20 protein-coding genes and 2 tRNA genes are annotated in these 24,807 nt (G+C 39.2%); 11 read left to right on the forward strand and 11 right to left on the reverse strand.

Features of this window, described 5'->3' with window-relative positions:
- Positions 1-557: 557 nt before the first annotated feature.
- Together BN8061_RS11775 and BN8061_RS11780 are read right to left on the reverse strand one after the other, a co-directional pair.
- On the reverse strand, positions 558-770 hold the full coding sequence (locus tag BN8061_RS11775; protein WP_094745909.1) for a hypothetical protein: 213 nt from the start codon (positions 768-770) through the stop codon (positions 558-560).
- 106 nt (positions 771-876) lie between these two features.
- On the reverse strand, positions 877-1,059 hold the full coding sequence (locus tag BN8061_RS11780) for a hypothetical protein (protein ID WP_094745910.1): 183 nt from the start codon (positions 1,057-1,059) through the stop codon (positions 877-879).
- Between the two features lie 367 nt (positions 1,060-1,426).
- On the opposite strand from BN8061_RS11780, the gene BN8061_RS12295 reads away from it, so the two are divergent.
- The 4 genes from BN8061_RS12295 to BN8061_RS07500 all read left to right on the forward strand — a co-directional run bounded on the left by BN8061_RS12295 (position 1,427) and on the right by BN8061_RS07500 (position 5,749).
- A complete protein-coding gene (locus BN8061_RS12295) occupies positions 1,427-1,555 on the forward strand; it encodes a hypothetical protein (protein WP_262509379.1) in 129 nt (42 codons plus the stop codon).
- Between the two features lie 72 nt (positions 1,556-1,627).
- Complete coding sequence (locus BN8061_RS07490; protein WP_154662284.1) at positions 1,628-1,831, forward strand: hypothetical protein; 204 nt, start codon at positions 1,628-1,630, stop codon at positions 1,829-1,831.
- Between the two features lie 252 nt (positions 1,832-2,083).
- On the forward strand, positions 2,084-4,909 hold the full coding sequence (uvrA, locus tag BN8061_RS07495; RefSeq protein WP_068598061.1) for an excinuclease ABC subunit UvrA: 2,826 nt from the start codon (positions 2,084-2,086) through the stop codon (positions 4,907-4,909).
- Positions 4,910-5,293: 384 nt separating this feature from the next.
- Entirely contained in the window at positions 5,294-5,749 is a 456-nt protein-coding gene (locus BN8061_RS07500) for a Dps family protein (protein ID WP_068598063.1), read from the forward strand.
- A gap of 75 nt (positions 5,750-5,824) precedes the next feature.
- Here BN8061_RS07500 and BN8061_RS07505 read toward each other — a convergent pair whose 3' ends face one another.
- Positions 5,825-6,151: a YegP family protein gene (locus tag BN8061_RS07505; RefSeq protein ID WP_068598065.1), complete on the reverse strand. Its 327-nt coding sequence runs from the start codon at positions 6,149-6,151 to the stop codon at positions 5,825-5,827.
- A gap of 371 nt (positions 6,152-6,522) precedes the next feature.
- On the opposite strand from BN8061_RS07505, the gene BN8061_RS07510 reads away from it, so the two are divergent.
- The 6 genes from BN8061_RS07510 to aspS all read left to right on the forward strand — a co-directional run bounded on the left by BN8061_RS07510 (position 6,523) and on the right by aspS (position 16,943).
- The gene (locus BN8061_RS07510) at positions 6,523-6,984 is read left to right on the forward strand and encodes a MarR family winged helix-turn-helix transcriptional regulator (protein WP_068598067.1); all 462 of its coding nucleotides are present in this window, start codon (positions 6,523-6,525) and stop codon (positions 6,982-6,984) included.
- Positions 6,968-9,367: a 3-hydroxyacyl-CoA dehydrogenase/enoyl-CoA hydratase family protein gene (locus BN8061_RS07515; protein WP_068598069.1), complete on the forward strand. Its 2,400-nt coding sequence runs from the start codon at positions 6,968-6,970 to the stop codon at positions 9,365-9,367. The genes BN8061_RS07510 and BN8061_RS07515 overlap by 17 nt, the downstream gene beginning before the upstream one ends.
- Before the next feature lie 3 nt (positions 9,368-9,370).
- Complete coding sequence (locus BN8061_RS07520; RefSeq protein WP_068598072.1) at positions 9,371-10,552, forward strand: acetyl-CoA C-acyltransferase; 1,182 nt, start codon at positions 9,371-9,373, stop codon at positions 10,550-10,552.
- Positions 10,553-10,627: 75 nt separating this feature from the next.
- Complete coding sequence (locus BN8061_RS07525; protein ID WP_068598074.1) at positions 10,628-12,424, forward strand: acyl-CoA dehydrogenase family protein; 1,797 nt, start codon at positions 10,628-10,630, stop codon at positions 12,422-12,424.
- Positions 12,425-13,117: 693 nt separating this feature from the next.
- Positions 13,118-15,052, forward strand: a complete 1,935-nt coding sequence (locus tag BN8061_RS07530) for an APC family permease (RefSeq protein WP_068598075.1) — start codon at positions 13,118-13,120, stop codon at positions 15,050-15,052.
- 136 nt (positions 15,053-15,188) lie between these two features.
- Positions 15,189-16,943 (forward strand): aspartate--tRNA ligase, encoded by a 1,755-nt coding sequence (gene aspS, locus BN8061_RS07535; RefSeq protein WP_068598076.1) that lies wholly within the window; start codon positions 15,189-15,191, stop codon positions 16,941-16,943.
- Positions 16,944-16,999: 56 nt separating this feature from the next.
- Here aspS and BN8061_RS07540 read toward each other — a convergent pair whose 3' ends face one another.
- Complete coding sequence (locus BN8061_RS07540; protein ID WP_068598078.1) at positions 17,000-17,587, reverse strand: DUF937 domain-containing protein; 588 nt, start codon at positions 17,585-17,587, stop codon at positions 17,000-17,002.
- Positions 17,588-17,690: 103 nt separating this feature from the next.
- Here BN8061_RS07540 and BN8061_RS07545 point away from each other — a divergent pair, with 103 nt between their 5' ends.
- Positions 17,691-18,743 carry a GyrI-like domain-containing protein gene (locus BN8061_RS07545; protein ID WP_068598080.1) on the forward strand — a complete coding sequence of 351 codons (1,053 nt, stop codon included), beginning with the start codon at positions 17,691-17,693 and terminating at the stop codon, positions 18,741-18,743.
- A gap of 181 nt (positions 18,744-18,924) precedes the next feature.
- Here BN8061_RS07545 and BN8061_RS07550 read toward each other — a convergent pair whose 3' ends face one another.
- From BN8061_RS07550 to BN8061_RS07580, 7 genes are all read right to left on the reverse strand, one after another.
- Positions 18,925-19,446: a hypothetical protein gene (locus BN8061_RS07550; RefSeq protein ID WP_068598083.1), complete on the reverse strand. Its 522-nt coding sequence runs from the start codon at positions 19,444-19,446 to the stop codon at positions 18,925-18,927.
- 32 nt (positions 19,447-19,478) lie between these two features.
- Positions 19,479-21,335 (reverse strand): BamA/TamA family outer membrane protein, encoded by a 1,857-nt coding sequence (locus BN8061_RS07555; protein ID WP_068598085.1) that lies wholly within the window; start codon positions 21,333-21,335, stop codon positions 19,479-19,481.
- Between the two features lie 9 nt (positions 21,336-21,344).
- Positions 21,345-21,956, reverse strand: a complete 612-nt coding sequence (locus BN8061_RS07560) for a C40 family peptidase (RefSeq protein ID WP_162270413.1) — start codon at positions 21,954-21,956, stop codon at positions 21,345-21,347.
- 58 nt (positions 21,957-22,014) lie between these two features.
- A complete protein-coding gene (locus BN8061_RS07565; protein WP_068598087.1) occupies positions 22,015-22,554 on the reverse strand; it encodes an RNA polymerase sigma factor in 540 nt (179 codons plus the stop codon).
- Positions 22,555-22,642: 88 nt separating this feature from the next.
- A tRNA-Gln gene (locus BN8061_RS07570) sits at positions 22,643-22,713 on the reverse strand.
- Between the two features lie 67 nt (positions 22,714-22,780).
- Positions 22,781-22,851 (reverse strand) — tRNA-Gln (locus tag BN8061_RS07575).
- A gap of 1,020 nt (positions 22,852-23,871) precedes the next feature.
- Entirely contained in the window at positions 23,872-24,669 is a 798-nt protein-coding gene (locus BN8061_RS07580; protein ID WP_068598089.1) for a glycosyltransferase family 25 protein, read from the reverse strand.
- Positions 24,670-24,807: the final 138 nt, after the last annotated feature.

Raw genomic sequence — 24,807 nt, forward strand, 5'->3', positions numbered from 1 at the left:
AAGCCAGCTTGAATATTGTTGCTACGTTGAAGCCCTCATTTCCTTAATTCATCAAAGTTTATTGAATAACAATTAGTTAGTTTATCAAATTAGGCAGAATAGCAGTGGCGTAATTCAGAAAATCAATTTCAAACTTTTATTCGAAGTTCTTCAGCATTTCGGCGGTTTCTTTTCTGAGCTTCTCCTTAAAAGATTCAGGACTGATGATTTTCACCCGTTGCCATAAGAGAGAATTTCGTGCTCGAAATCGTAGGTTGGAACCACAAATACAGAAATCACAGTTTCGGTTTCGATTTTTGAAACGATTTTCTGACTCGAATGGAGTGGCAGCGCTTTATGTAGTTACCTTGATGCGCATCGAACTGCAACACAACCTCTTGCGGTTTTTCACCGTTGGGCGCGATGATTCCGAACGAATGCCTGAATGCCTCTTCCGGATTGTAGTTTTCTCTACGGAACAGAGAAGTTTTGAGGTCGAGCTCCTAAAGTCGGTCGAGTGCAAAAGTTTACATGATTTGGTTGTCGTCTTTCGGGTGGTGATCTTTTGCCAAGAGATATCAACGGAGTTCAAACTCCTTGAGTGCATAGGGTTCGGCAAGGCATTGAGTTTTTTTGGTCGTCCAGAAATTCAGGTAGGTAAAACCGATGATTCTGCGGTTTTTGATAGCATGAATCAGTCCGTTAAGATTTTCTAATCCGCGAGATTTTCTCGGTTCGAAAATCATAATATCGCCATTACTTTTAGTTTCGCGGTAGGCTTCAATCAACAATATGTTATCGAAAATATTTTCTTCGTAGAGGTGGAGTTCTTCTTTTTGGATAAATAGACATTTCGGCTTCGTGAGTATTCGATTTCGATGCCCGAGAGTTCTTGAATCATTTTTTTTTGTCTCGCTGAAAAGTGGGGTCCGAAAACTGCAAGTCTTCAGTTTTGTCTTTTTCTCTAAATTTTTTTTTGAGAAATTCTTGAATCTCTTCGAACGAAGCTCCGACCTCTTTCCTTCTGCGGAGCAGTTCTTCGATGTATTTGATGCGCAGTAGCAAATCTTTTTTTGCCATTGTTTTTTTGTTTTGAAAAAGATAAAAATTAAAACCGCCAAAAAATGGCGGTTTACTAAATTTTTAAAGAATTAAATAGAATTTCTCCTTAGTCAGCCGGGTATGCTCTTTTTATAATGATCGACTAGCCTATTATTTAAGTTTTTGAAACGCTAGCTCACGGTTCGCTTACAATCGATTTTGCATGCGCGATATGATGGGCAGTATATATACCCATTATTTCGAAACTTATCTCAAATACAACCGCTCGAACTAAGCCCGACTTTTTGCGTACAGTTTTCTATATATGGGAGCTTTTCTCACCGAAAATTCAGAACTGATGGAGATGTAGGCTTCCATTCTGAAAAAGATTCCGGTAACGCCCGAGGTGTACGTTTTGCCTGCAGCGACCAAATACGGTATTCTGCTGCTGCACGCCGATATTGGTGGAGATGATGTCGCTTTCGAAGAGGTTTGGAAAGAAATGCTGAAACTGAGAATCCGCTATAGCAAATAATCGGCATGCTCGGTCTGCAGTTTTGAATACACCGTGCTCGAGCATCTGATTTTTACAAACCGAGCGAAAGAAATGCTTTTCTTGGTAGAAAACAATACAGTGCAGCAATACAGCGACCGCGATTTTGTACCAGTTACACGCAAAAAATCGCACGATCACATCTGGAAAATTCTTTGTGTCGTTACTTCCAACAAGAACGGAAAATACATGGAGGTAAAACAAATGCTGAATTCTGTAAAGCTCGATCAGTTGGCGTTTGGATGGCAGAAATATTAGAGCATCGTTTATTATTTTCTAAAAATTGAGCTCAGCGAAGCTAATGAAAAGCTCGACGAGCATCCAACCAAACTGAAATCCTTGATTGAAGAAATGCTTATTTCGTGGTGGGAACACGCCTTGTCCGAAATGCTGGTCTGAAAATCATGCAAACTTTGGCAAAGCTAACAGCGTCGTGTCCAAACTTTGGAAAGCTAAATGATAAAAATCTCGTGAAATGGTCGTATTTTTGCATATTGTTTTTTTAAGATTATGAGTCAGGAATTTATAGAAGTTTACGGGGCGAGAGAACACAACCTGAAAAATATCGATGTGAAAATTCCGCGAAACGAATTGGTGGTCATTACCGGCCTCAGCGGAAGCGGAAAATCTTCATTGGCGTTCGATACCATCTATGCCGAAGGGCAACGACGTTACATCGAGACGTTCAATGCGTACGCTCGACAATTCCTCGGGGGATTGGAGCGACCAGATGTCGATAAAATAGACGGTCTATCACCTGTAATTGCCATCGAACAAAAAACAACTTCTAAAAATCCGCGCTCGACCGTGGGAACGATCACCGAGATATACGATTACCTTCGACTGTTGTATGCCCGTGCGTCTACAGCGTATTCTTCGGTAACCAACGAACCGATGATTGCTTATACCGAAGAGCAAATTATCGAACTCATCAGAGCGCAATCTACCGATCGTAAAATTGCTTTGATGACACCGCTGGTCAAATACCGCAAAGGGCATTACCGCGAACTTTTTATGATGCTCGCCAAAAAAGGATTCGAGAAGGTGCGTGTAGATGGCGAAATTCAAGACATTACACCTGGTATGATGCTCGATCGTTACAAGGCTCATGATGTAGAATTGGTCATCGATCGCTTGTTGCTCAATGATAAAGTTTCGGACGAACGCTTACGTTCTAGTATCACTTTGGCTTTCAATCAGGGCGATGGCGTGATGATGGTGTATGATTATGCGACAGATACTTCGCGCTATTTTAGCAAAAGTTTGATGTGTCCAAATTCGGGTATTTCGTATGCGTTGCCAGAACCCAATACCTTTTCGTTCAATTCGCCAAAAGGAGCTTGTCCAACGTGCGCAGGTTTGGGGAAGTTGAAAGAAGTGAATTTGGATAAAATATTTTCGTTACCCAAAAAATCGTTAAAGGATAATTTGACCGAAGTTTTCGGAGTTTTAAAAAATACAACCCGAATCAAAAAACAAATCGAAGGCATTTTTGCAAAGCATCAGGTTGAAGAAAAAACAGCCTTCGAAGATTTGCCAAAAGCGCTGATGGATGATTTACTGAATGGAGTAAACGAAACAGTGAATGTTCAGTTGAAATTTGCCGATGTCAAAAAAACATACAAATTAGATTTCGAAGGGCTTCGTGCGTTCTTTCAAGATATTATCAACGATAAAAATCATCCGTCACACAATACTTTGACCAAGCAATTTTCTAGAAAAATAAGCTGCCCGTCTTGCCACGGAGCGCGCTTGCAATCCGAATCTTTACAATTCAAAATCGACGGTAAAAATATTTCAGAAGTAGCATCGATGGACTTGGATGTGTTGATCAACTGGATTCAGCAAGTGCCCAAATCGCTTTCGCCTACCAATAAAGTGATCGCAGCCGAAATCTTAAAAGAAATCGGGACGAGGTTGCAATTTTTGTTAGATGTTGGCTTGGGGTATCTTTCACTCAATCGCAGTGCTGGCAGTTTGTCGGGAGGTGAATCGCAACGCATACGGTTGGCGACGCAAATAGGCTCGCAATTGGTGAACGTTCTCTATATCATGGACGAGCCGAGTATAGGTCTTCATCAGCGCGATAATGTAAAACTGATCGATTCTTTGAAGAAACTGCGCGATATAGGTAATTCGGTTTTGGTGGTAGAACACGACAAAGACATGATTTTGAAATCTGATCATGTGATTGATGTTGGACCAAAAGCCGGTAGAAGAGGCGGACAAATCGTTTGGTCGGGTACGCCCGAAGCGATGCTTAAAACGCAAACACTTACAGCAAGCTACCTCAATGGGAATCAAAAAATAGAAGTACCTAAAAAACGTCGAGAAGGCAACAGTCATTATCTGACGCTGAAGGGCGCTACGGGCAATAATTTGCAAAATGTAGACCTCAAAATTCCGCTTGGGAAATTGGTGGTGGTGTCAGGCGTTTCTGGAAGCGGAAAATCGACCCTGATCAACGAAACCCTTTACCGAATTCTCAATCAACATTTTTTCAGAGCTGAAAAAGACCCCATGCCTTATCAATCCATCGAAGGCTTGGAACATCTCGATAAAGTAATCGATGTCGATCAATCGCCTATTGGGCGCACGCCACGCTCCAATCCGGCGACATATACTGGGATTTTTTCTGATATCCGAAATCTTTTTGCCAATATCCCAGAAGCCAAAATTCGAGGTTACAAACCCGGTCGTTTTTCGTTCAACGTGAAAGGTGGACGATGCGAAACCTGTCAAGGAGCAGGAATGCGTGTGATCGAGATGAATTTCTTACCCGATATTCATGTCAATTGCGAAAACTGTCAAGGAAAACGATTCAATCGAGAGACTTTAGAAATTCGATACAAAGAAAAATCCATTGCCGATGTGTTGGATATGACGGTGAACGAAGCTGTTGATTTTTTTGAAGCCATCCCGAAGATTTATCAGTACGTAAAAATGTTGCAAGATGTTGGTTTGGGATACATTACGCTGGGGCAACAATCTACAACCCTGAGCGGTGGCGAGGCGCAACGCGTAAAATTGGCAACCGAATTGGCGAAAAAACAAACCGGAAAAACGTTGTACATCCTCGATGAGCCGACAACAGGTTTGCATTTTGAAGATATTAAAGTCTTGATGGAAGTTATCAATCGTATTGTAGATTTTGGGAATACCGTCATCATCATCGAACACAATTTAGACGTTATAAAATTGGCAGATTACATCATAGATGTAGGACCAGAAGGAGGAAAAAATGGCGGAAAAATTGTGGCAGAAGGTACACCAGAAGAAATCATTAAAAATAAAAAAAGCGTGACGGCAGAATTTTTGAAACCAGAATTGCAATAGCCTTCGTTGTTAGCGTTAGGGTTAACCAATCCGTCAGACCAAAAAAAACTCAATGCGAAAAGAATTTCAGAGAAAATTTTAGAAATATTGAGATGATTTTTTTATGATTTATGTCAATTTAGTTGGAGGTTTTCAGTAATTCTTTATTATTTTGCTGTCTATTTAGAGAAGTTTATTTGAGGTATTGGATTGAGTTTTCTATCGGTCGATTGAACGAGACTTGGCAGGCTATATTTTTTTACACGAAAATAGCTAAGCATAAGCCCGCTTTTTTTTTACATTATAGAGAATGTCTATTATGATATTGCTAATATCACTTAGATAATGCGACTAAAGTGGATAAAAATTCGGATATTTGAGGTATAACCGAAAAAATAAGAAAGTATGTTAACAAAGGAACAAAACAAAAGAGTAGCAGAAATCCTAAGTCAAGTTTTAGCAGACGAGAGCATATTGTATCTGAAAACCCGTAACGCTCACTGGAATGTAGAAGGAGCAGATTTCAAAACGGTTCATGTGTATTTCGAAGAGTTGTACACCGAGTTACAAGTGGTGATAGATGATGTGGCAGAAAAAATAAGAACCAAGCAACATTATGCGCCAGCTACGATGAGCGAATATTTAGAGATCACACAGCTAAAAGAAGAGCGTAAAAAGAAATACGATAGTCTGACGTTTATGGCAGAGTTATTGAAAGACCATGAAACGATTTGTGCGTTTTTGAACAAAGCAATTCAAGAGATAGAAGCTTTTCCAGATGTAGCAACCTCAGATTATCTTACTGGATTGTTGGAGCAACACCAAAAAACAGCTTGGATGTTACGCTCACATTTGAAATAGAAAGTAGTAAGTTTTTTTCATATTGTGTTAATTAGGAAGTGGCCTTGCGTCTTTGGATGCAAGGCCTTCCTTTTTTTATGATTCCACTTCTTCTATTTTCGCATCGGCAACATTTTTCTTCACCGATTCTATTCCGTTTTTGGCTCCAGCCTCCGCTTCGTAAATTTGGCTCGTCCCAATTACTTGTCCGTTGCCAGCTACTAGACTGAATTGCCATTTTCCTTTTTCGGTTTCTTTCAGTTTGAATTTGCTATCGTCTTGCGAATTTTTTCTTACCGATTCTATTCCGTTCAAGCAAGATTGTTTGGCGGTATATCCTTCGCTCGCAAGAATTATTTGCCCGTTTTTAGCTTTCAATCGAAAACGAAACTCTTCTCTTTTGTCTATATAAATTTCAAACATTTTTAGAATAATTTAGATTAATCAAATACTAAATTATAAAATAATTGAAATGTTGTAAAACTTCTTTTGCCCAGAAAAGCTAAATATTCGAAAATTTTTCAACTTCGAACTTATTCAATCTTCCAATATCCGAGTCAAAACTTCATGTCTCGAAGTGTATTTTTTCTTGAAGGTTGAATAAAATTTTGTATATTTCTTTGGTATATTTAATCTATGCGTTGCTCTTAGAACAATGGATAAAATTCATTTCGGCTTCAGAAAAAGGCAGAAAACCTGCGAAAGAATCGCTAAGGTTATGAATTTGTAAAATTTTTTAATTTATTATGCAAGCATAATAAATTTTATTATATTTGTGTTTATCTTACACTATCATGATAAGAGAAGATTTAACCATAGATTATTTATTACGAACAACTTGGCTTACGGTTCAGAAAATGTACAACGAACAAGCGAGTCAATACAATTCGACCATGGTTTATGCCTTTACCTTGCTTTCTATCGATCCGAAAGGCGGAACGCCGAGCACCTCGCTCGGGCCCAAAATGGGGATAGAACCTACGAGTTTGTCTAGAACGCTGAATAGGCTCGAAGACCGTGGACTGATAGTACGCGTCCCGAATCCGGAAGATGGGCGAAGTGTTTTGGTGACACTCACCGAGGAGGGCTTGAGGATGCGTAATATTTCGAAAGAAACCGTTTTACAATTCAACACAATAATTACCGAGAATATCGATCCAGAGAAACTAAAAATCTTTTTGGAGGTGATGCTCGATATCAATCGTTTAATTTCTGATAAAAAAATATTTAAGAACAATTATGAGAAGACACATTAAACACGTTACCGTTTTAGGATCTGGTGTAATGGGCTCTGGGATTGCTTGTCATTTGGCAGGAATCGGAGTCGAAGTCTTGATGCTGGATATGGTTCCTCGTGAATTAACAGCAGAACAACAGGCAAAAGGATTGACTTTAGAGTCTAAAGCAGTTCGCAATAGCATTGCACAAGGACATTTGGATTATGCTTTGAAGAGCAATCCATCACCTATTTACGATAAAGCATTTGCTTCGCGTATTACCGTAGGTAATTTTGACGATGATTTAGAAAAAATCAAAAATTCTGATTGGGTGATCGAAGTAATCATCGAACGTTTAGACATCAAACAGTCGATGTTCGAAAAAGTAGATCAATTCCGCAAACCAGGCACATTGGTAACCTCTAATACCTCTGGTATCCCAATCAAATTGATGTCGGAAGGTCGTTCGGAAGATTTTCAAAAACATTTCTGTGGTACGCATTTCTTCAATCCGCCACGATATTTAAAACTATTCGAGATCATTCCAGGTCCAAAAACAGATCAAACGGTTATCGATTTCTTCCAAGATTATGCGTCACGCTTCTTAGGAAAAACGCCGGTGATATGTAAAGATACGCCAGGCTTCATTGGAAACCGAATTGGGGTTTACTACATGGCAATGGTAATGCAATTGGCAGAAGAATTAGGATTGACGATAGAAGAAACCGATACGTTGACTGGTTCTATTTTGGGACGTCCAAAAACCGGAACTTTCAAATTGGGAGATTTGGTCGGATTGGATACTGCATACAATGTAACCAAAGGTTTGCAACAAAACGCTCCGCACGATGAAATGATTCAAGGTGTGAAAGAATCGAAAGTATTGAACTTTTTGACGGAGAATAAATTCTTGGGAGACAAATCGGGAAAAGGATTTTATTATAAAGAAAAAGACAAAGAAGGAAATACCAACCGATTCGCATTAGACTTAAAAACATTAGAATATCGTCCGCTCGAAAGAGGAAACGTCCCTGCAGTGGAAACTGCAAAACAGGCTGGATCTACTAAAAACAAATTGGCTACATTATTGAAAGCCGAAGGAAAACACGGTGATTTGATTCGTAAACATTTTGCATCATTGTTCGCCTATGTTTCGCAACGCGTTCCAGAAATTACCGACACACTTTATCCAATAGACGACGCTATTCGCACGGGTTATGCTTGGAAGTATGGACCATTCCAAACTTGGGATTATGTAGGACTTACAAAGGGAATCGAGCTGGTAGAAGCAGAAGGTTACCAAGTAGCAGATTGGGTGAAAGAAATGGCAGCTTCGGGAGCAGAATCTTTCTACAAGGTAGAAGATGGAAAAACATTGTTCTACAACCAAATGACCAAAACCTATGAGCCAATCCCAGGTCAAGATGCGTTCATTATTTTAGATAATATTCGTCCGACCAAAGAAATTTGGAAAAACAACGAAGCCTCTATCCAAGATTTGGGCGACGGCATCATCAACTTAGAATTCCGTTCGAAAATGAACTCTTTAGGTGGTGGCGTTCTACAAGGCATCAACAAAGCAATCGATTTGGCAGAGAAAGATTACAGAGGTTTGGTCATCGGAAATCAAGCCGATAATTTTTCTGTCGGAGCTAATTTGGCGATGATCATGATGATGGCAGCTGAGCAAGATTGGTACGATCTGAATCTGGCAATCAAAATGTTCCAAGATACCATGATGCGCGTTCGCTATTCTGCCATTCCGGTAGTTGTAGCACCGCACGGAATGACCTTAGGTGGAGGATGTGAAATCACGATGCATGCAGACAAAGTTGTCGCAGCTGCCGAGACCTATATTGGATTGGTAGAGGTAGGAGTCGGACTCATCCCTGGAGGTGGCGGATCGAAAGAATTCACACTTCGTGCAGCCAAAAATGTTTTGAAAGACGACGTAAAAACCAATCATTTACGAGATGCTTTCATGAATATTGCCATGGCAAAAGTGGCAACCTCTGCGTATGAGGCAAAAAATATGGGCATCATCCGTGATCAAGACATCATTGTAGTCGATAAAGATCGCCAGATAGCAGAAGCCAAAAAACATGCAATCATCATGGCAGAGGCAGGCTACACACAACCAATCAGACAGAAAGTGAAAGTATTAGGACGCGAAGCACAAGGGATGTTCTACGTAGGTACAGATCAATTGGTTGCAGGACGTTATGCATCTGACCACGACCGTTTGATTGCGAATAAATTAGGATATGTCATGACAGGAGGAAACTTGTCTGAAGCTACAGAAGTGTCAGAGCAATATTTGTTAGATTTAGAAAGAGAAGTATTCTTGTCGCTTTGTGGTGAAAGAAAAACATTAGAGCGTATCCAACACATGTTAAAAACAGGTAAACCATTAAGAAACTAAAAAATGAAACAAGCATATATAGTAACAGGATATAGAACCGCAGTAGGAAAAGCTCCAAAAGGAACCTTGCGTTTTACGCGTCCAGACGATATGGCAGCGGTAGTCATCAAACGTTTGATGCAAGACCTCCCGAATCTAGACCCAGCACGTGTCGATGATATGATCGTAGGATGTGCAATGCCCGAAGCAGAACAAGGCTTGAATATGGCTCGTCTGATCTCGTTGATGGGATTGAGTACAGATAAAGTACCTGGTGTTACAGTAAACCGTTATTGTGCATCTGGTTCTGAAGCCATCGCCTTGGCAGCTGCCAAAATCAGAACAGGCATGGCAGAATGCATCATCGCTGGTGGTGCAGAATCGATGTCGTACATCCCGATGGGAGGGTATAAACCAATTCCGGAAACCGATACCGCAAAAGATCATCCAGATTATTATTGGGGTATGGGTTTGACAGCCGAAGCAGTAGCAAACGAGTACAATGTTTCTCGCGAAGCTCAAGACGAATTTGCATTTCATTCGCATCAAAAAGCATTGAAAGCTTTAGCAGATAATAAATTCGATTCGCAAATCGTACCCATCGAAGTCGATTATAATTTCTTAGACGCAAACGAGAAAGTACAAACCAAAAAAATCACCTTCAAACAAGACGAAGGACCACGCGCCGATACTTCTCTCGAAGGTCTAGCAAAACTACGTCCCGTTTTTGCAAACGGAGGATCGGTAACAGCTGGTAACTCATCGCAAATGTCTGATGGAGCAGCCTTTGTGATGGTCATGTCAGAAGATATGGTAAAAGAATTGGGATTAGAGCCAGTCGCTCGCTTGGTTTCTTATGCCACTGTTGGTCTTGCTCCGCGTATCATGGGAATGGGACCTTTGTATGCGATTCCTAAAGCATTGGAGCAAGCAGGATTGCAATTACAAGATATCGATTTGTTCGAGTTGAATGAAGCATTCGCATCACAATCGGTAGCCATTTTGCGTGAACTGAACATGGATACGTCTAAAGTAAACGTAAACGGTGGAGCAATTGCATTGGGTCACCCACTCGGATGTACCGGAACCAAATTAACCGTTCAATTGCTGAACGAAATGGAACTACGCAAATCAAAATATGGTATGGTAACCATGTGCGTAGGAACCGGACAAGGAGCAGCCTCAATTTTCGAATATTTAAAATAAAACTCACGCTTAGACTGTTCATCACAGCTTGCAACAGTCTAAGTTTTTTTAATCAAAATAAAACTTTAAAATCTTATGTCAACAAATAACAACAGGCTAGTAGGAGGTGAATTCTTAGTGAAAGATCTAACTTGGGAGAACATCTTTACACACGAAGACTTTTCAGAAGAGCAACGCATGATTTTAGAATCTGCTCGTGAATTCATCGATAAAGAAGTGGTGCCACACAAACACCAAATCGAGAAAAAAGATTACGCATTGATTCAGAGTTTGATGCGAAAATTAGGCGAATTGGGAATGTTAGGAATTTCGGTTCCAGCTGAATACGGCGGAATGGGAATGGGATTCGTCACCACCATGATGGTTTGTGATTATATATCTGGTGCAACAGGTTCACTAGCAACAGCTTACGGTGCGCATACGGGAATCGGTACTATGCCAATTTCGCTTTATGGAACAGAAGAGCAAAAACAAAAATATTTACCAAAATTGGCTACAGGTGAATGGTTTGCATCATACTGCCTTACAGAGCCCGACGCAGGTTCTGATGCGAATTCTGGTAAAACAAAAGCACGTTTGTCTGATGATGGAACACACTACATCATCACCGGACAAAAAATGTGGATCACCAACGCCGGATTTGCAGACCTGTTCATTGTATTTGCACGCATCGATGACGACAAAAATATCACCGGTTTCATCGTAGAAAAAGGAGCAGAAGGTATGTCGTTGGGTGAAGAAGAAGACAAATTAGGAATCGTTTCTTCATCAACTCGTCAGGTTTTCTTCAACGAGGTAAAAGTACCAGTAGAAAATCTTTTAGGAGAACGCAACGGTGGATTTAAAATCGCAATGAACGCGCTCAATGTCGGACGTATCAAATTGGGTGCAGCTTGTTTAGACGCACAACGTAGAATTTTATCTAACGCAATCAATTATTCTACCGAGCGCAAACAATTTGGTGTATCGATCAATACATTTGGTGCAATCAAAGAAAAATTAGCAGATATGGCAGTTGCTGCCTTCACCTCAGAAGCAGGAGCTTACAGAGCGGCAAAAGATGTAGAAGATGCAATTGCAGATAATCTAGCGGCAGGAATGCCACACAACGAAGCAGAGTTGAAAGGGATCGAAGAATACGCTATCGAAGCATCGATCTTGAAAGTTTGGATTTCCGAAGCTTCTCAAGTTTCGGCAGATTTGGGTATCCAAATATACGGCGGAATGGGCTATTCTAAAGAAATGCCAATGGAGGCAGCTTGGCGAGATGCACGCATCTCCAGAATCTACGAAGGTACAAACGAAATCAATTCGCTTTTATGCGTATCGATGTTGGTAAAACGAGCGTTCAAAGGTAAAGTAGACCTGATGACGCCAGCGATGAATGTGGCCAATGAATTGATGTCGATTCCATCTTTCGACGTGCCAGATTATACCGAATTATTTGCACAAGAGAAAGAAATTATCGCAAACCTTAAAAAAGCATTCTTCATGGTTGCTGGTTCTGCGTTACAAAAATTTGGAGCAGATTTGGAGCAACACCAACAATTGATTTTAGCTGCTTCGCACATTATGCAAGAAATTTACATGGTAGAATCTGCATTGTTGCGTGCAGAAAAGCTCGCTAAAGAAAAAGGAGAGGATGCTGCTGCAAACGCTATCAAATTGGTACAATTACAACTGTTCAAATCGGTAGAGATTATAAAAACAGAAGCAACTCGTGGTATTGTTTCTTTTGCAGAAGGAGACGAACAGCGCATGATGCTTTCTGGACTTAGAAGATTCACACGTTACAACGAATATCCAAACGTTGTGAATTTGAAAACAGAAATTGCAGATTTCTTGATCGCAGAAAATCAATACACATTCTAATCGAACATTTGATTCAGATTATAATAAAATAAAAATAGTTTTAATCAAAAGCATTCCTTTGGAGAGCTTTTTCTCGAATTATTGAGAAATTAAGCTCAATTGGTACAATATTTGATGATACGAACACAAGTGCTATTCTTTATCATAAGTTAGTTGAGTTTTCATGGTACTTAAGTTTTAGTAGAGAGAGCCTTAACCGTTACTGGTTAAGGTTTTTTTTGTTTTTAAATAATTCATAATCAATGAAATAATGTTATAAAAAAGGTTTTTAAAGACTTTTTTTATGGTGCAAATTTCATAATTTTTATAGATTATCGGCGAAGCGCGAGTGAACAATGCCAAAATCTTGTTGCTCAATTCGGACAAATCGATCAAAGAAAAAATTGAAGACCTGAAAGAAGAATATTACAAAAAAATTAAAGCTGAGGATTAGAAAAAAATAGCAATTCAACTATTTTTCAATAAATGATATAAAGACAGTCTTTTGTAGACTGCCTTTTTTTATTGAACTATTTTGACAAGCAAGATTGTCCAACTATCTAAACCTCTTTTGTGTAGGATAAATATTTTTTCGCCTTTCAAGATGTAAATCGAAAAGTGAATGATTTTTTTGTAAATTGAATCCATCTTTTTAAGATTCGGTTTGTTTGTAAAAAAACATTCAACCTATCTTTACCAAATTATCAGACATTTATGATTTCACAATTATTCAGAAAAAAATCAGTCGAAAAAATACTAGCTGAATCGCAATCGGGCTCAAACGAAATGAAACGAAGCTTGCGGACACGAGATTTGGTGGGGTTTGGAATCGCTGCAATTATAGGAGCTGGAATTTTCAGTACCATTGGACGAGCGAGTTACGAAGGTGGCCCAGCCGTCATCTTTCTCTTTATTTTCACGGCTATTGCATGTGCCTTCACAGCTTTTGCTTACGCCGAATTTGCGTCGTTAGTTCCAGTTTCCGGAAGCGCTTATACCTACAGTTACGTCGCATTTGGCGAATTGTATGCGTGGATCATCGGTTGGGCACTCATCATGGAATACGCTATCGGAAATATTGTGTTGGCAATCTCCTGGAGCGATTATTTCACAACCTTGCTTTCTGGCATCGGACTTCATCTGCCCGAGTGGATGACAATGGATTATTTTACAGCCAAAGAAGGACATCGCATCATATCGGAACAATTGACCAAAGGCTACACCTTAGAAGGTTTACAATCGACAGCTTTTGCGCAAGATATTCCTAAATATTTGGCTTTCGAGCATGCTCCTCAAATCGGTTTTCACCTTGTGGTGGATTTACCCGCATTGTTGATTACTTTTCTGATTACTGCCTTGGTTTATAGAGGGATCAACGAATCTCGCAAAATGAGCAATCTCATGGTTATTTTGAAGGTGTCGGTAGTGCTTCTCGTGATTGTGGTTGGATTTTTTTATGTAAATCCAGATAACTGGAATCCCTTTGCGCCTAATGGAATCACGGGTGTTTTGGCCGGTGTGAGTTCGGTTTTCTTTGCTTATATTGGTTTTGATGCAATCAGTACCACCGCCGAAGAGTGCGTAGATCCGAAAAGAGATTTGCCGAAAGGAATTTTCTTATCCATTATCATTTGTACGGTTTTGTATGTTTTGATTGCTTTGGTCATCACCGGTTTGGTTCATTATTCTGAACTGAATGTTGGCGATCCTTTAGCCTACGTCTTCGAACGTGTACAAGATCTGAAATGGTTATCGGGAATCATTGCTGTTTCTGCGGTAATTGCCATGGCGAGTGTGTTTGTGGTATTTCAGATCGGGCAACCTCGAATTTGGATGACCATGTCGAGAGATGGCTTGTTACCAAAACGCTTTTCTACCATTCATCCAAAATACAAAACGCCTTCTTTTGCAACCATTTTCACGGGTTTTGTCGTAGGAATTCCCATTCTTTTTACCGATCTCGAATTGGTGGTAGACGCCTGTTCTATTGGGACATTATTTGCATTTGTCTTGGTCTGCGCTGCAGTTTTACGATTAGATGCCAACCCCAATGCGATGCGAGGCAGCTTCAGAACGCCTTTTATCGATGCCAAATACATCATGCCTCTTATTACCCTCGTGATTGTTTTGATTTGTACGACGGTTTTGAAAAAAGAAACGCAAACCTTTTTCAGTCAACAACCTCAACCAATGCCAGTGGAGCTATTTGTAGCATCTTTGAATCCTAAAGAAATAAAAGATTCGCAGTCGATGTTGACCGAAATGAGCAACCACGAGATTAGCCATTTAGACGTTTACCTCGATTCGCTGTCTGATGACGAATACGCACTTACCTTGGAACGATTGCCTGTAGATGAATTGAAAAAATATGAAAGCGGTTGGGATTTATTCAAACACAAAATACCGATGTATATCTTTTTTGTCATCTATCTTTATATGTTGGTGCGTTCGTTTTTCAAAAAAACATCCATGATTCCTTTGGCAGGGATGCTGTGTTGCTTTTATATGATGGCACAATTGGGAATCAAAAATTGGATAATTTTTATCATTTGGCTACTTATCGGGCTCAGTATTTATTTTATTTACGGTTTTAAGCACAGTAAATTAAAAAATGATGAGCATGCTGAAAACACTAATATTTCTGGATAAAAAAATGTTTTTTATTAACATCATTTAGGTCATTTAAAATCAGATTAAAATCATCTTAAATTTAGCTGATCAAAAATTTGATAAACTTCTTTATTTCGCCTCAAAACTATACCTTTGTGCAATAAATTAACGACAAATGTTTAGAACACATACTTGTGGAGAATTAACCCTAGCCAACATCAACGAGAAAGTGACCCTGAGCGGTTGGGTTTCTACCATTCGCGATAAAGGATTCATGATATGGATCGATTTACGTGACCGCTACGGCATCATCCAAATTATCTTAGACGAAGATCGATCTTCGAAAACATTGTTCGACACTGCCCGTACGTTGGGACGTGAATACGTGATTCAAGTAAAAGGTACGGTGATCGAAAGAGCATCAAAAAACCCGAATATCCCAACAGGAGAGATAGAGATTTTGGCAGAAAATATCACGATTTTGAACGAATCTGCTCTACCACCATTCACTATTGAAGACCAAACCGACGGTGGAGAAGACATTCGAATGAAATATCGTTATTTAGACATTCGTCGAAATCCGGTAAAAGATAAATTAATCTTCCGATCGAAAGTGGCACAAGAAGTACGAAAATATTTGGATGCGCAAGAATTCGTAGAGGTCGAAACTCCAGTTTTAATCAAATCTACGCCAGAAGGCGCGCGCGACTTCGTTGTCCCATCTCGTATGAATCCAGGTGAATTTTATGCCTTGCCACAATCGCCACAAACCTTCAAACAACTGTTGATGGTCGGAGGTTTAGATCGCTATTTTCAAATTGTAAAATGTTTCCGAGACGAAGATTTACGAGCAGACCGTCAGCCAGAATTTACGCAAATCGACTGCGAAATGTCTTTTGTAGAACAAGAAGACATCATGAACGTTTTTGAAGGCTTAGCGAAACATTTGTTGAAAACTTTCAAAGGCTTAGAATTCGAACAATTCCCGCGTATGACTTTTGCCGAAGCCATGCGCCGCTACGGAAACGATAAACCAGACATCCGTTTTGGGATGGAATTTGGTGAAATCACAGACTTGGCAAAGGGTAAAGATTTCAAAATATTTGACGAGCAAGAATTAATCGTTGGGATCGCAGCCCAAGGATGCAACTCGTACACACGCAAAGACATCGACAAACTGATCGAATGGGTACAACGCCCGCAGATAGGAGCAGCAGGATTGGTTTGGGTACGATACAACGAAGACGGAACATTCAAATCATCGGTAGATAAATTTTATACGCAAGAAGATTTGGCTGCTTGGGCAGAACGTATGCACGCAAAACCAGGCGATTTGATACTGGTGATGTCGGGTAATACCAACAAAGTTCGCGCACAATTGTCTGCTTTGCGTATGGAAATGGCAGAACGTTTGGGATTGCGCAACCCAGAAGTTTTTGCACCATTGTGGGTGGTTGATTTTCCTTTGTTGGAATGGGACGAAGAAACAGAACGTTACCATGCGATGCATCACCCGTTCACCTCTCCCAAACCCGAAGACATGGAATTGATTGATACCAATCCGGGTGAAGTTCGTGCAAATGCGTATGATTTAGTTTTAAACGGAAACGAAATCGGCGGAGGATCGATTCGTATTTTCGATAAAAATGTTCAGGCGAGAATGTTCGAATTATTAGGCTTCACCCCTGAACAAGCTGAAGCACAATTTGGATTCTTAATGAACGCGTTCAGATATGGCGCACCACCACACGGAGGTTTAGCTTTTGGATTCGACCGTTTTGTATCAATTTTAGACGGTTCAGAAACCATACGCGATTACATTGCATTCCCTAAAAATAATTCGGGTCGTGATGTGATGATCGATGCACCGTCACCAATTGATGACGCCCAAATGGAAGAATTATTTATAGCGTCGACTTTTCAGAAGTAATAAAAGCGTTAAAGCTCAAAAAAAGCAGGATAAAATCCTGCTTTTTTCTTGAAATTTTATTTGAATAAACCACCTAAAAATTTGCTTCCAAGATTTACCAAATCGTCTTTGATATTGCCATCACCATTCTGATCTAACAATCGTTCGAATGTAGATAAGTTAGAATTAGAAGCTGCAGCACCACCGTTTACCAAACTACCCAATAAGCCAGCGACACCATTTGCATCCAAATTATTGGCTTGTTTTTGTTTACCCAAATAATTCATGACAATCGGTGCAAGAATAACCAACACACTCATCACTTGAGTAGCATTGAGACCAGAAGATTTCTCTACTGCAGTCTCAACCGTTTGTTGCTTATTCCCAAAGATATGCCCCAAAATGCCTAAACTATCTTGTGTGTTCACACCGCCGTTCAAGAATCCAGAAAAATTGTCGAAAATACTTCCGTTGTGTTTTTCCAGTGCGTTGGCAATACCTTGTGCATCACCATTGTTTGCATTTTTGTTCAACGCGGTCAATAGCAAAGGCAATGCCATTGCAATAGCCGATTGTGCTTGATTTTCGCTCACCCCTAACTTTTGAGTAACAGATGATATCAGCTGATTTCCGATAGGTCCTTGTAATAAAGTTGATAAGTCCATAAATAATTTGTAAAAGTTTTTATAATATTCAAATGTAAACGAATTATTTGAATATTTACATCAGGAATAATATTATTTTTGTAACCCATACGAATAGCTCAACATGAAACAACTCAGCTTATTATTCGCCATCATTATCGGGTTTATCCTTCTCATTCCGATTGTTTTACCCAAAAAACAAAATGCAGCATCAGAATTGGTTATCGATGCTCCTATTGGTTTGGTATACGAAGAATTCAACAACCTGCAAAACCTATCGAAATGGCAACAATTTATGTCAAAAGAAGAGCGTGTTGATTTGAGTTTTTCTGCCAATCCTCGCGATGTAAACGCTTGGATGAAGTGGGAATCAGAATCTGCTACAATCGGTGATGGACGCTTGAGTATTGTCGATAGCGACATCAATCAAAATGTGGTGTACGAAATAGAAAATTTCGGATGGGAAGAAACTGGAACGTTAACCATTAATTTTAGTTCTAATAACGATGGAAAAACTTTGGTAAAAATGATTTACGAAGGACCAAAATTGCCCTATCTCTACCGTTGGTACAACCTCTTCAAAAACCGAAGCGACATGTTGGAAGAGAATCTCATGGGCTTGAACGAATATGTAAAAGTTGAACTGAAAAAGCAAAGACAAGAAGGAAAATTATTGGTTGGTGATTACAAAATTTTCGAGACTGATGCCATTCCTTTAATTGCCGTGAAGAATGAAACAACGCTAGCTCAATCCAAAATTACCAACGCCACCGATCAATCGTTCGAAGATATTTACAACGTTCTTGCACCCAAATCTGAAGAAGAAGAGGGACTGCATATCGACTTGGGTTTTCCTACGATATATTATACCCATTGGGACGAAGAGAAAAATAAAACAACATTTTTTAGCGGAATTCCGTTTATCGAGAGTTTTCCAATCAGTAAACCACTCCAAAAAGTTTCCATCCCGAAAGGGAAATATTTATTAACGCTTCACATTGGTCCAAAAAGTAAGAAAAAAGCAACCCTCGAACTGATGAAGCGTTATGCCGAGAAAAACAATCTGAAATTGGGTAAAAAACACTGGGAGGTTTTCCTCAACGATCCTAAAGAAACCGATAGTTTGCTCTTGCAATCGAGAATATACTACGAAATCATAACATCCAAAAAACAATAACGGAATCTGAATGTGAGTTTTTGGTTGACGATTTAACAGGCTCAGGGGACGCGGGATGCTGGATTCGGCGGCTGAGGTTTTTGAAGCCCCGAAGCCCATCTTCTAAAAGGTTACTTTGAGAGGCCTCAGTGACTGGTTTGAGTGCCTCAAGGAACGGGATGTCGAATGTGGTGTATAGTATTTAATCCGGAATTTCGAACATAAAAGCTTGCTGACTTCCTGGAATGTAGAAATAATAAAGTTGTTTGTACAAAAAAGAACTCGGTTTGAGGTTTTCTAAAAAAATTAACACGCCCAATCCGCTCTCACGATTGCGAATATTCTCAAAAACATTGAGCACTTTGAATCGCTTCCCAATCATTTCTGTGGGTCGAGTTTTGAGGTTATCACTCGATGCATAAGGTACTTGAAGATCTTTTCGTGTATAAAAATATTGGAAACCAAGCATTTGCTCTTCATCCGTACTTTCTTTTATCAGAAAAGTTAGGGTTTTACCCTTCAACGTTTGCCAAGGATAACCTAAGTCCAGTGCGTTTGGGTGTGCCAATTGCTTCGGTTCAGCTTCTGTTTTTTCTACGATTACTTCTTTGTTTTCTACAATAGAATCAGTTACCGAAACAGAATCAACTAGATTTTTTTCATTTTCTTGGCAATAGGCAGTTTGGGCGTAGCCTAAAATTACCATTAAAAATAGTTTTTTCATAGGAATTAGTTTGTAAAACCGCTCCTACAATTTTAATACCATTTATTCCATTTTACGGTTTCTGGTCTTCCGATTTCGTAATTAAACAATCCAAAATCGTAATTGTTGAATGTATTGGTAAGAATTCGGTGATCATCTTTACCAGGCGTTTTAGGAAACCATGATAACGAAATCTGAAAATTGTTGAACACCAAAAATTCGTTGCTCAAAATTAAACCTAAACTTAAACTCGGATAGATTTTATTTTGTAAAATATTTTTTTTATCGGTTCCCAACACTCCAAACGTCGCGTTGAAAAACGGAGACATGCGAAATCCCAAAACGGTCCAAGGTGAATATGCTTGCGATTGAAGCGATAAAATCGCTTTTTGTGTCCCGAATAAATTCTCTGAATTGAATCCGCGAATCCCCAAATAATCGTCTGAATGCAAAGAAAGCATATCGCCTTGGGTGTCGAATCTATTGTAACCGTAAACAAATGTCGTTCGGGCAAATTGTCTAAATTTCCAACTACCCCAATTGAATAAGTTGGTAAAATACAAGCTTTGCAACGAAAATACAGATTGTTCTAAATTACCTTGGTTGAAATATGTTCCGTATTCGGCAATCATCCCCAAATATCCATATTTTGTTTTATTTCCCGATTTGTATCGAGCTCCTAAATACAATCGATCGTTTTCATTCTTGTGCTCGTTACCGAAACTCACCATAATCGATCGTCCGACAGGAATATCTTCTTCAAAACCAACCCGATACAAAAAACGCTCTTTGATAAAACCTAAAGAAGAAATTCCAATTCCGCCCATCGTCAATTGATGACTGGAGAAAAAATCATCAGGATCATACCCAATTGCAGGCGAATCGTCATATTTTCTTTCGTTGTAACGACCCGAGACAATCAGATTGGTAATCTTGTTGAATCTACCGTGTTCTGACTGAATTTTGAATGCCCAAGCTCCCCAAAAATCCAGGTTATCGTATTTGAAAATATGTTTGTTTTCTAAAAATATTTCAGAAAAATCTAAATTTTCTCTAAAATAATGCTCACTCAAAGAAATTCCGCCCGCCCATCGAGCCAAAGGCGAGTAAAAACGGCGTTGAAACGAGATTCCTCTTGTATAAAAATCTTCATAATCTTTATAATAAAGCCCTTCGAAAGATATAAAGGTTTTGAAAAGATTTGGGATACCATAACGCCCAATATATCGATATTGTTTTTCATCGAAATCGTATTTTATCCGATTATCGAAAACATGTCCGATTCCTAAAAAGTTGCGTTCACGAAATCGGATTCCGATTTTAGAGGTAGAAACCGAACCGCTCACTACCATACTCCATGAGTCGACCGTGCGTACAAAAACATCGACACCATCGCCTTGGGCAGTTTCTTTGGCAGAAATTTTAACGCGCCGAATCAGAAAAGTTTCGCGTAACAAACGTTCAGATTCTCTGATTTTCAACGAATCTAACAGTTCGCCCTCTTTGAAAAGTAAATATTCCGAAATGATTTTATCCTTGGTACGTCCGTGTAGCGCATTTCCAATCTGCTCGATTTTTTTTTCTGGCGTCTTCAACGAATCGGTGGCAGAATATCCAAAAGGGTCATTGGATTGTATGTAAATGTGCCGAATTGTTTTTTGATGATGAAATGGTAAAAAGTCAGATTTTGGTCGAAGCGAGTCTCTGCGTGCAGCAGAGTTTTTTTTAGGATCTTTTTTGAAAAGTAAACCTCGAACGGTTTTGACCAAACCCCATTCGTTGAATTTCTTTTTTTCTTTCTGACTTGGATGGACGATGCTGTCTTGAAAAGGAATAGAGTCGTTCTGTGCAACAACCTGTATGCTCAGAAACACAAAAAACAGTACGCCAATCCAACGAATTATTTTCATGGATTGAAATTACAACATGCGGGTTGCTTTTACAAATCTTCGGCTCCAATAATTTTCGGCTAGAGAAGAGACCATTACACCTTTAGAGGTAGAAGCATGTATGAAATAGACGATTCCATCTTTTACACTTTCGACAATTCCGACATGTGAAATCGAGCTGCCCGAAGTGTTGAAAAACAATAAATCGCCAATTTTGATGTCGTTGAGGCTGATTTGTTTGCCTTTGGAAGCTTGATCCCTCGAGATGCGAGGCATCGACATTTCTACAGCTTCGAAAGAACGAATGACCAAGCCAGAACAATCCATTCCTTTGACATCTGTACCTCCAAAACGATAAGGCGTTCCAAGATATTGACTTGCTGCAATGATGATCGATTGGATTTCGATAGTCGTACGATCCAAAAATTGATCGGGCACATTTTTCAGAATGATGGATTCTGAGTTGACCATAGGCTCTTCTCTAAAAATCGCAGTAGCTCTTGTTGCGTCTTTAGTTGTCGTAACTTTTATCTGTTTATGGTTATTTCCCGTTTTTCTTACATTCGTTATTCTACTTGATCCACAAGAAACTAGTAGAATACCGACGAGCATCAAACCAAAAAATCGTACAATATATTGCATTTTTATACCAATCATTGTTCTGTAAAATTAACGATTTTTTAGGAATTTTAGTATTAAATCATCTCAAATTATCGGTGAGCAGTTGTTTGGCACGTAAAATACGAACTTTTACATTAGCCAAAGTAAGGTCTAATTCAGCTGCAATTTCTTTATAAGTTTTATCTTCTAAGTAACGCAATTCGATTACTTTCTGATAGTGGGTGGGCAGTTGAGCGATCGCCTTCAATAGGTGGTCGTTGTCTTGTTGTAGAATCAGTGACTCTTCTGGCGATGGTATATCTTCCAACAAATCGTACCGAAGTCTGAACTCTTCGTCGTCAATAGAAACTTTGAAATGCTTCGATTTTCTAAGGTGATCGATCATCGTATTGTGCGCAATGGAAATGACCCAAGTCGAGAAATCAAAATCAGGATTATAGAGTTTTAATTTATTGAAAACTTTAGTAAAAGTCTCAATCGTAATGTCTTCTGATTCCTCATCATCTTGTATTTTTGCCAACACGTAGTGATAAACTCGTTTCCAAAACAAATCGATGAGCTGATTCTGGGCAATTTGTTTGCCCTTTTTGGCTTCACTTATGATGGTTTCCAAATTCATTGTACATCAAATATAATAAAGTGTTTTGGAAAAAAGAGCATGTGAATACACAAAAAAAACGGGAAAAGCACAAGACTCTTCCCGTTTGTAGACCCACAGGGATTCGAACCCCGACAAACGGCACCAAAAACCGGTGTGCTACCGTTACACCATGAGTCTATTTTGAAGTGCAATTTTTTTCGAAAAAAAATGCCTCAACAATTACTCATCAAGGCATAAGACTTAGTAGACCCACAGGGATTCGAACCCCGACAAACGGCACCAAAAACCGGTGTGCTACCGTTACACCATGGGTCTTTGTCTTAATTGCTGTGCAAATATAGAAAGGTTTTTGATTTCTCCAAAAGATTTTAACGGCATATTTTATCGAAGATAGTGAAATTTCTTATAAATACCTGATACTGAATTTTATTTTTATAAAAAATTTATCATAAAAAGCTACTTTTTACACTAAACTATCCTATTGATGCTGCCAAAATCTCACGTTTCCTGAGCATGTCAAAGGGGACGAGATTTGGGATGCGATGTACGGGATTCGGGGGCTGAGATTCTCTAAGCCCCGAAGTCCATTATCTAAAGGTCACTTCGAGAGGCTTTGCATGATATGTGTGCTAATATTTCTTTATTTTATTACTTTTTTCTTGATAAAAAAGTAACCAAAAAATCAAGGCTTTAAATCGTTTTGGCTAAAAATCCTTTTCACTTCGGGAATGAATTAAATCGCTCCTTACAGTCGGTAATTCATTCTATTCCTCCTTGAAAATGATTTTCTTAACGCCAACGATTTAGATGCCGTTTTTCTTTCGACAAGCTCAGGATAGAGCATGAGGTGCGATGTACGGGATTCGGGGGCTGAGATTCTCTAAGCCCCGAAGTCCATCAATTAAAGGTCGCTTCGAGAGGCTTTGCATGATATGTGTGCTAATATTTCTTTATTTTATTACTTTTTTCTTGATAAAAAAGTAACCAAAAAAATCAAGGCTTTAAATCGTTTTGGCTAAAAATCCTTTTCACTTCGGGAATGAATTAAATCGCTCCTTACAGTCGGTAATTCATTCTATTCCTCCTTGAAAATGATTTTCTTAACGCCAACGATTTAGATGCCGTTTTTCTTTCGACAAGCTCAGGATAGAGCATGAGGTGCGATGTACGGGATTCGGGGGCTGAGATTCTCGTAGCCCACGAAGACCGGAAACCGAGAAGTTCTCAAAAGTCCATTTTCTAAAGGTCACTTCCCAACCCATAAAACTTTTCTATAAATAGTCATAAACCATAATTTTTTTTATCGTTTACTATCAGTTTTCACCTAGCGGAATTTTACAAAACTCGTTCGGTTTTTTTGGCTATAAAACTATCGTAAAACTTCTTAAAACCATGATGCTTAATCAAATACGTATATTTATGAAAAACCCGATTTACCTCATAAAAAACTTGTTTAGATAGTTTAGCTTTTTTCAGGTTTTGGTTGGTCTGAATCTGAGTTTCTGCACCGGCGCCATCAACCAAAGAGGGCAACAAATTGTAGATTCGCAAATCAAATTCCCAAGGATGTTGCAAATCGCAATCGATTGGACGGCGAATGGTTGCAATAGGTTTGTTGACTTTATCTAAGAATTTCTGAGCCGCTTTTCTAGTCCAAATTGCCGCAATAGTGGTAATGGGAATACTCGTGCCGCAAGCTCCAATAAAATAGGTCTCGTCTAAGGTCGCTACTTTTATATTTCGTCTTTTTCCGTTGGCCAATTTCAAAACGTCCCACTGATGTTTAGTCGGAAGGGTTGGATAATTATCCAGCGCTTTTTCAATAATGTTTTTAGAATTGGGCTGTAAAACGGCGTCATCTTCAATAATCAGAGCGAAATCATAATCCGAAGCCAAAAACACTTCAAGCGTTTTGATATGACTTAGATAGCATCCGATTTCTCCCGGAACCAAATCTCGGTCGTATTTGTTTTTGATGCGGTATGAGTTGTGATCCAATGTTTTAGCATCGACAGCGGTAATGCGTTCAAACGAAATTCCCGTTTTTTCGAATTCGTTTTGCATAAATTTTAAACGATCGGTAGCGCGGTCTAAATTAATTAAATACGTCTGGTAATTTGGCTTTGTTTTCATGCGAATGCTTTAGTGTTGGAAAATTATAAAATTATCTTCACAAAGTTACTTTGTTTTGTTTGAAATTTAGGCTGATTCTAAACGGAGCGCATCAATCCGTTCCAAATCATTTCGAATGTGATAAACGGAACAAAAAAA

This window comes from Vaginella massiliensis (assembly GCF_900089075.1).
GTDB classification, from domain to species: Bacteria; Bacteroidota; Bacteroidia; order Flavobacteriales; family Weeksellaceae; genus Weeksella; species Weeksella massiliensis_A.

Coding starts and splice junctions, on each gene's coding strand:
- BN8061_RS11780 (WP_094745910.1), bottom strand. CDS start 1,059: ATGGCAAAAAAAGATTTGCTACTGCGCATCAAATACATCGAAGAACTG.
- BN8061_RS07490 (WP_154662284.1), top strand. CDS start 1,628: ATGCTTTTCTTGGTAGAAAACAATACAGTGCAGCAATACAGCGACCGC.
- uvrA (WP_068598061.1), top strand. CDS start 2,084: ATGAGTCAGGAATTTATAGAAGTTTACGGGGCGAGAGAACACAACCTG.
- BN8061_RS07500 (WP_068598063.1), top strand. CDS start 5,294: ATGTTAACAAAGGAACAAAACAAAAGAGTAGCAGAAATCCTAAGTCAA.
- BN8061_RS07505 (WP_068598065.1), bottom strand. CDS start 6,151: ATGTTTGAAATTTATATAGACAAAAGAGAAGAGTTTCGTTTTCGATTG.
- BN8061_RS07510 (WP_068598067.1), top strand. CDS start 6,523: ATGATAAGAGAAGATTTAACCATAGATTATTTATTACGAACAACTTGG.
- BN8061_RS07515 (WP_068598069.1), top strand. CDS start 6,968: ATGAGAAGACACATTAAACACGTTACCGTTTTAGGATCTGGTGTAATG.
- BN8061_RS07520 (WP_068598072.1), top strand. CDS start 9,371: ATGAAACAAGCATATATAGTAACAGGATATAGAACCGCAGTAGGAAAA.
- BN8061_RS07525 (WP_068598074.1), top strand. CDS start 10,628: ATGTCAACAAATAACAACAGGCTAGTAGGAGGTGAATTCTTAGTGAAA.
- BN8061_RS07530 (WP_068598075.1), top strand. CDS start 13,118: ATGATTTCACAATTATTCAGAAAAAAATCAGTCGAAAAAATACTAGCT.
- aspS (WP_068598076.1), top strand. CDS start 15,189: ATGTTTAGAACACATACTTGTGGAGAATTAACCCTAGCCAACATCAAC.
- BN8061_RS07540 (WP_068598078.1), bottom strand. CDS start 17,587: ATGGACTTATCAACTTTATTACAAGGACCTATCGGAAATCAGCTGATA.
- BN8061_RS07545 (WP_068598080.1), top strand. CDS start 17,691: ATGAAACAACTCAGCTTATTATTCGCCATCATTATCGGGTTTATCCTT.
- BN8061_RS07550 (WP_068598083.1), bottom strand. CDS start 19,446: ATGAAAAAACTATTTTTAATGGTAATTTTAGGCTACGCCCAAACTGCC.
- BN8061_RS07555 (WP_068598085.1), bottom strand. CDS start 21,335: ATGAAAATAATTCGTTGGATTGGCGTACTGTTTTTTGTGTTTCTGAGC.
- BN8061_RS07560 (WP_162270413.1), bottom strand. CDS start 21,956: ATGCAATATATTGTACGATTTTTTGGTTTGATGCTCGTCGGTATTCTA.
- BN8061_RS07565 (WP_068598087.1), bottom strand. CDS start 22,554: ATGAATTTGGAAACCATCATAAGTGAAGCCAAAAAGGGCAAACAAATT.
- BN8061_RS07580 (WP_068598089.1), bottom strand. CDS start 24,669: ATGAAAACAAAGCCAAATTACCAGACGTATTTAATTAATTTAGACCGC.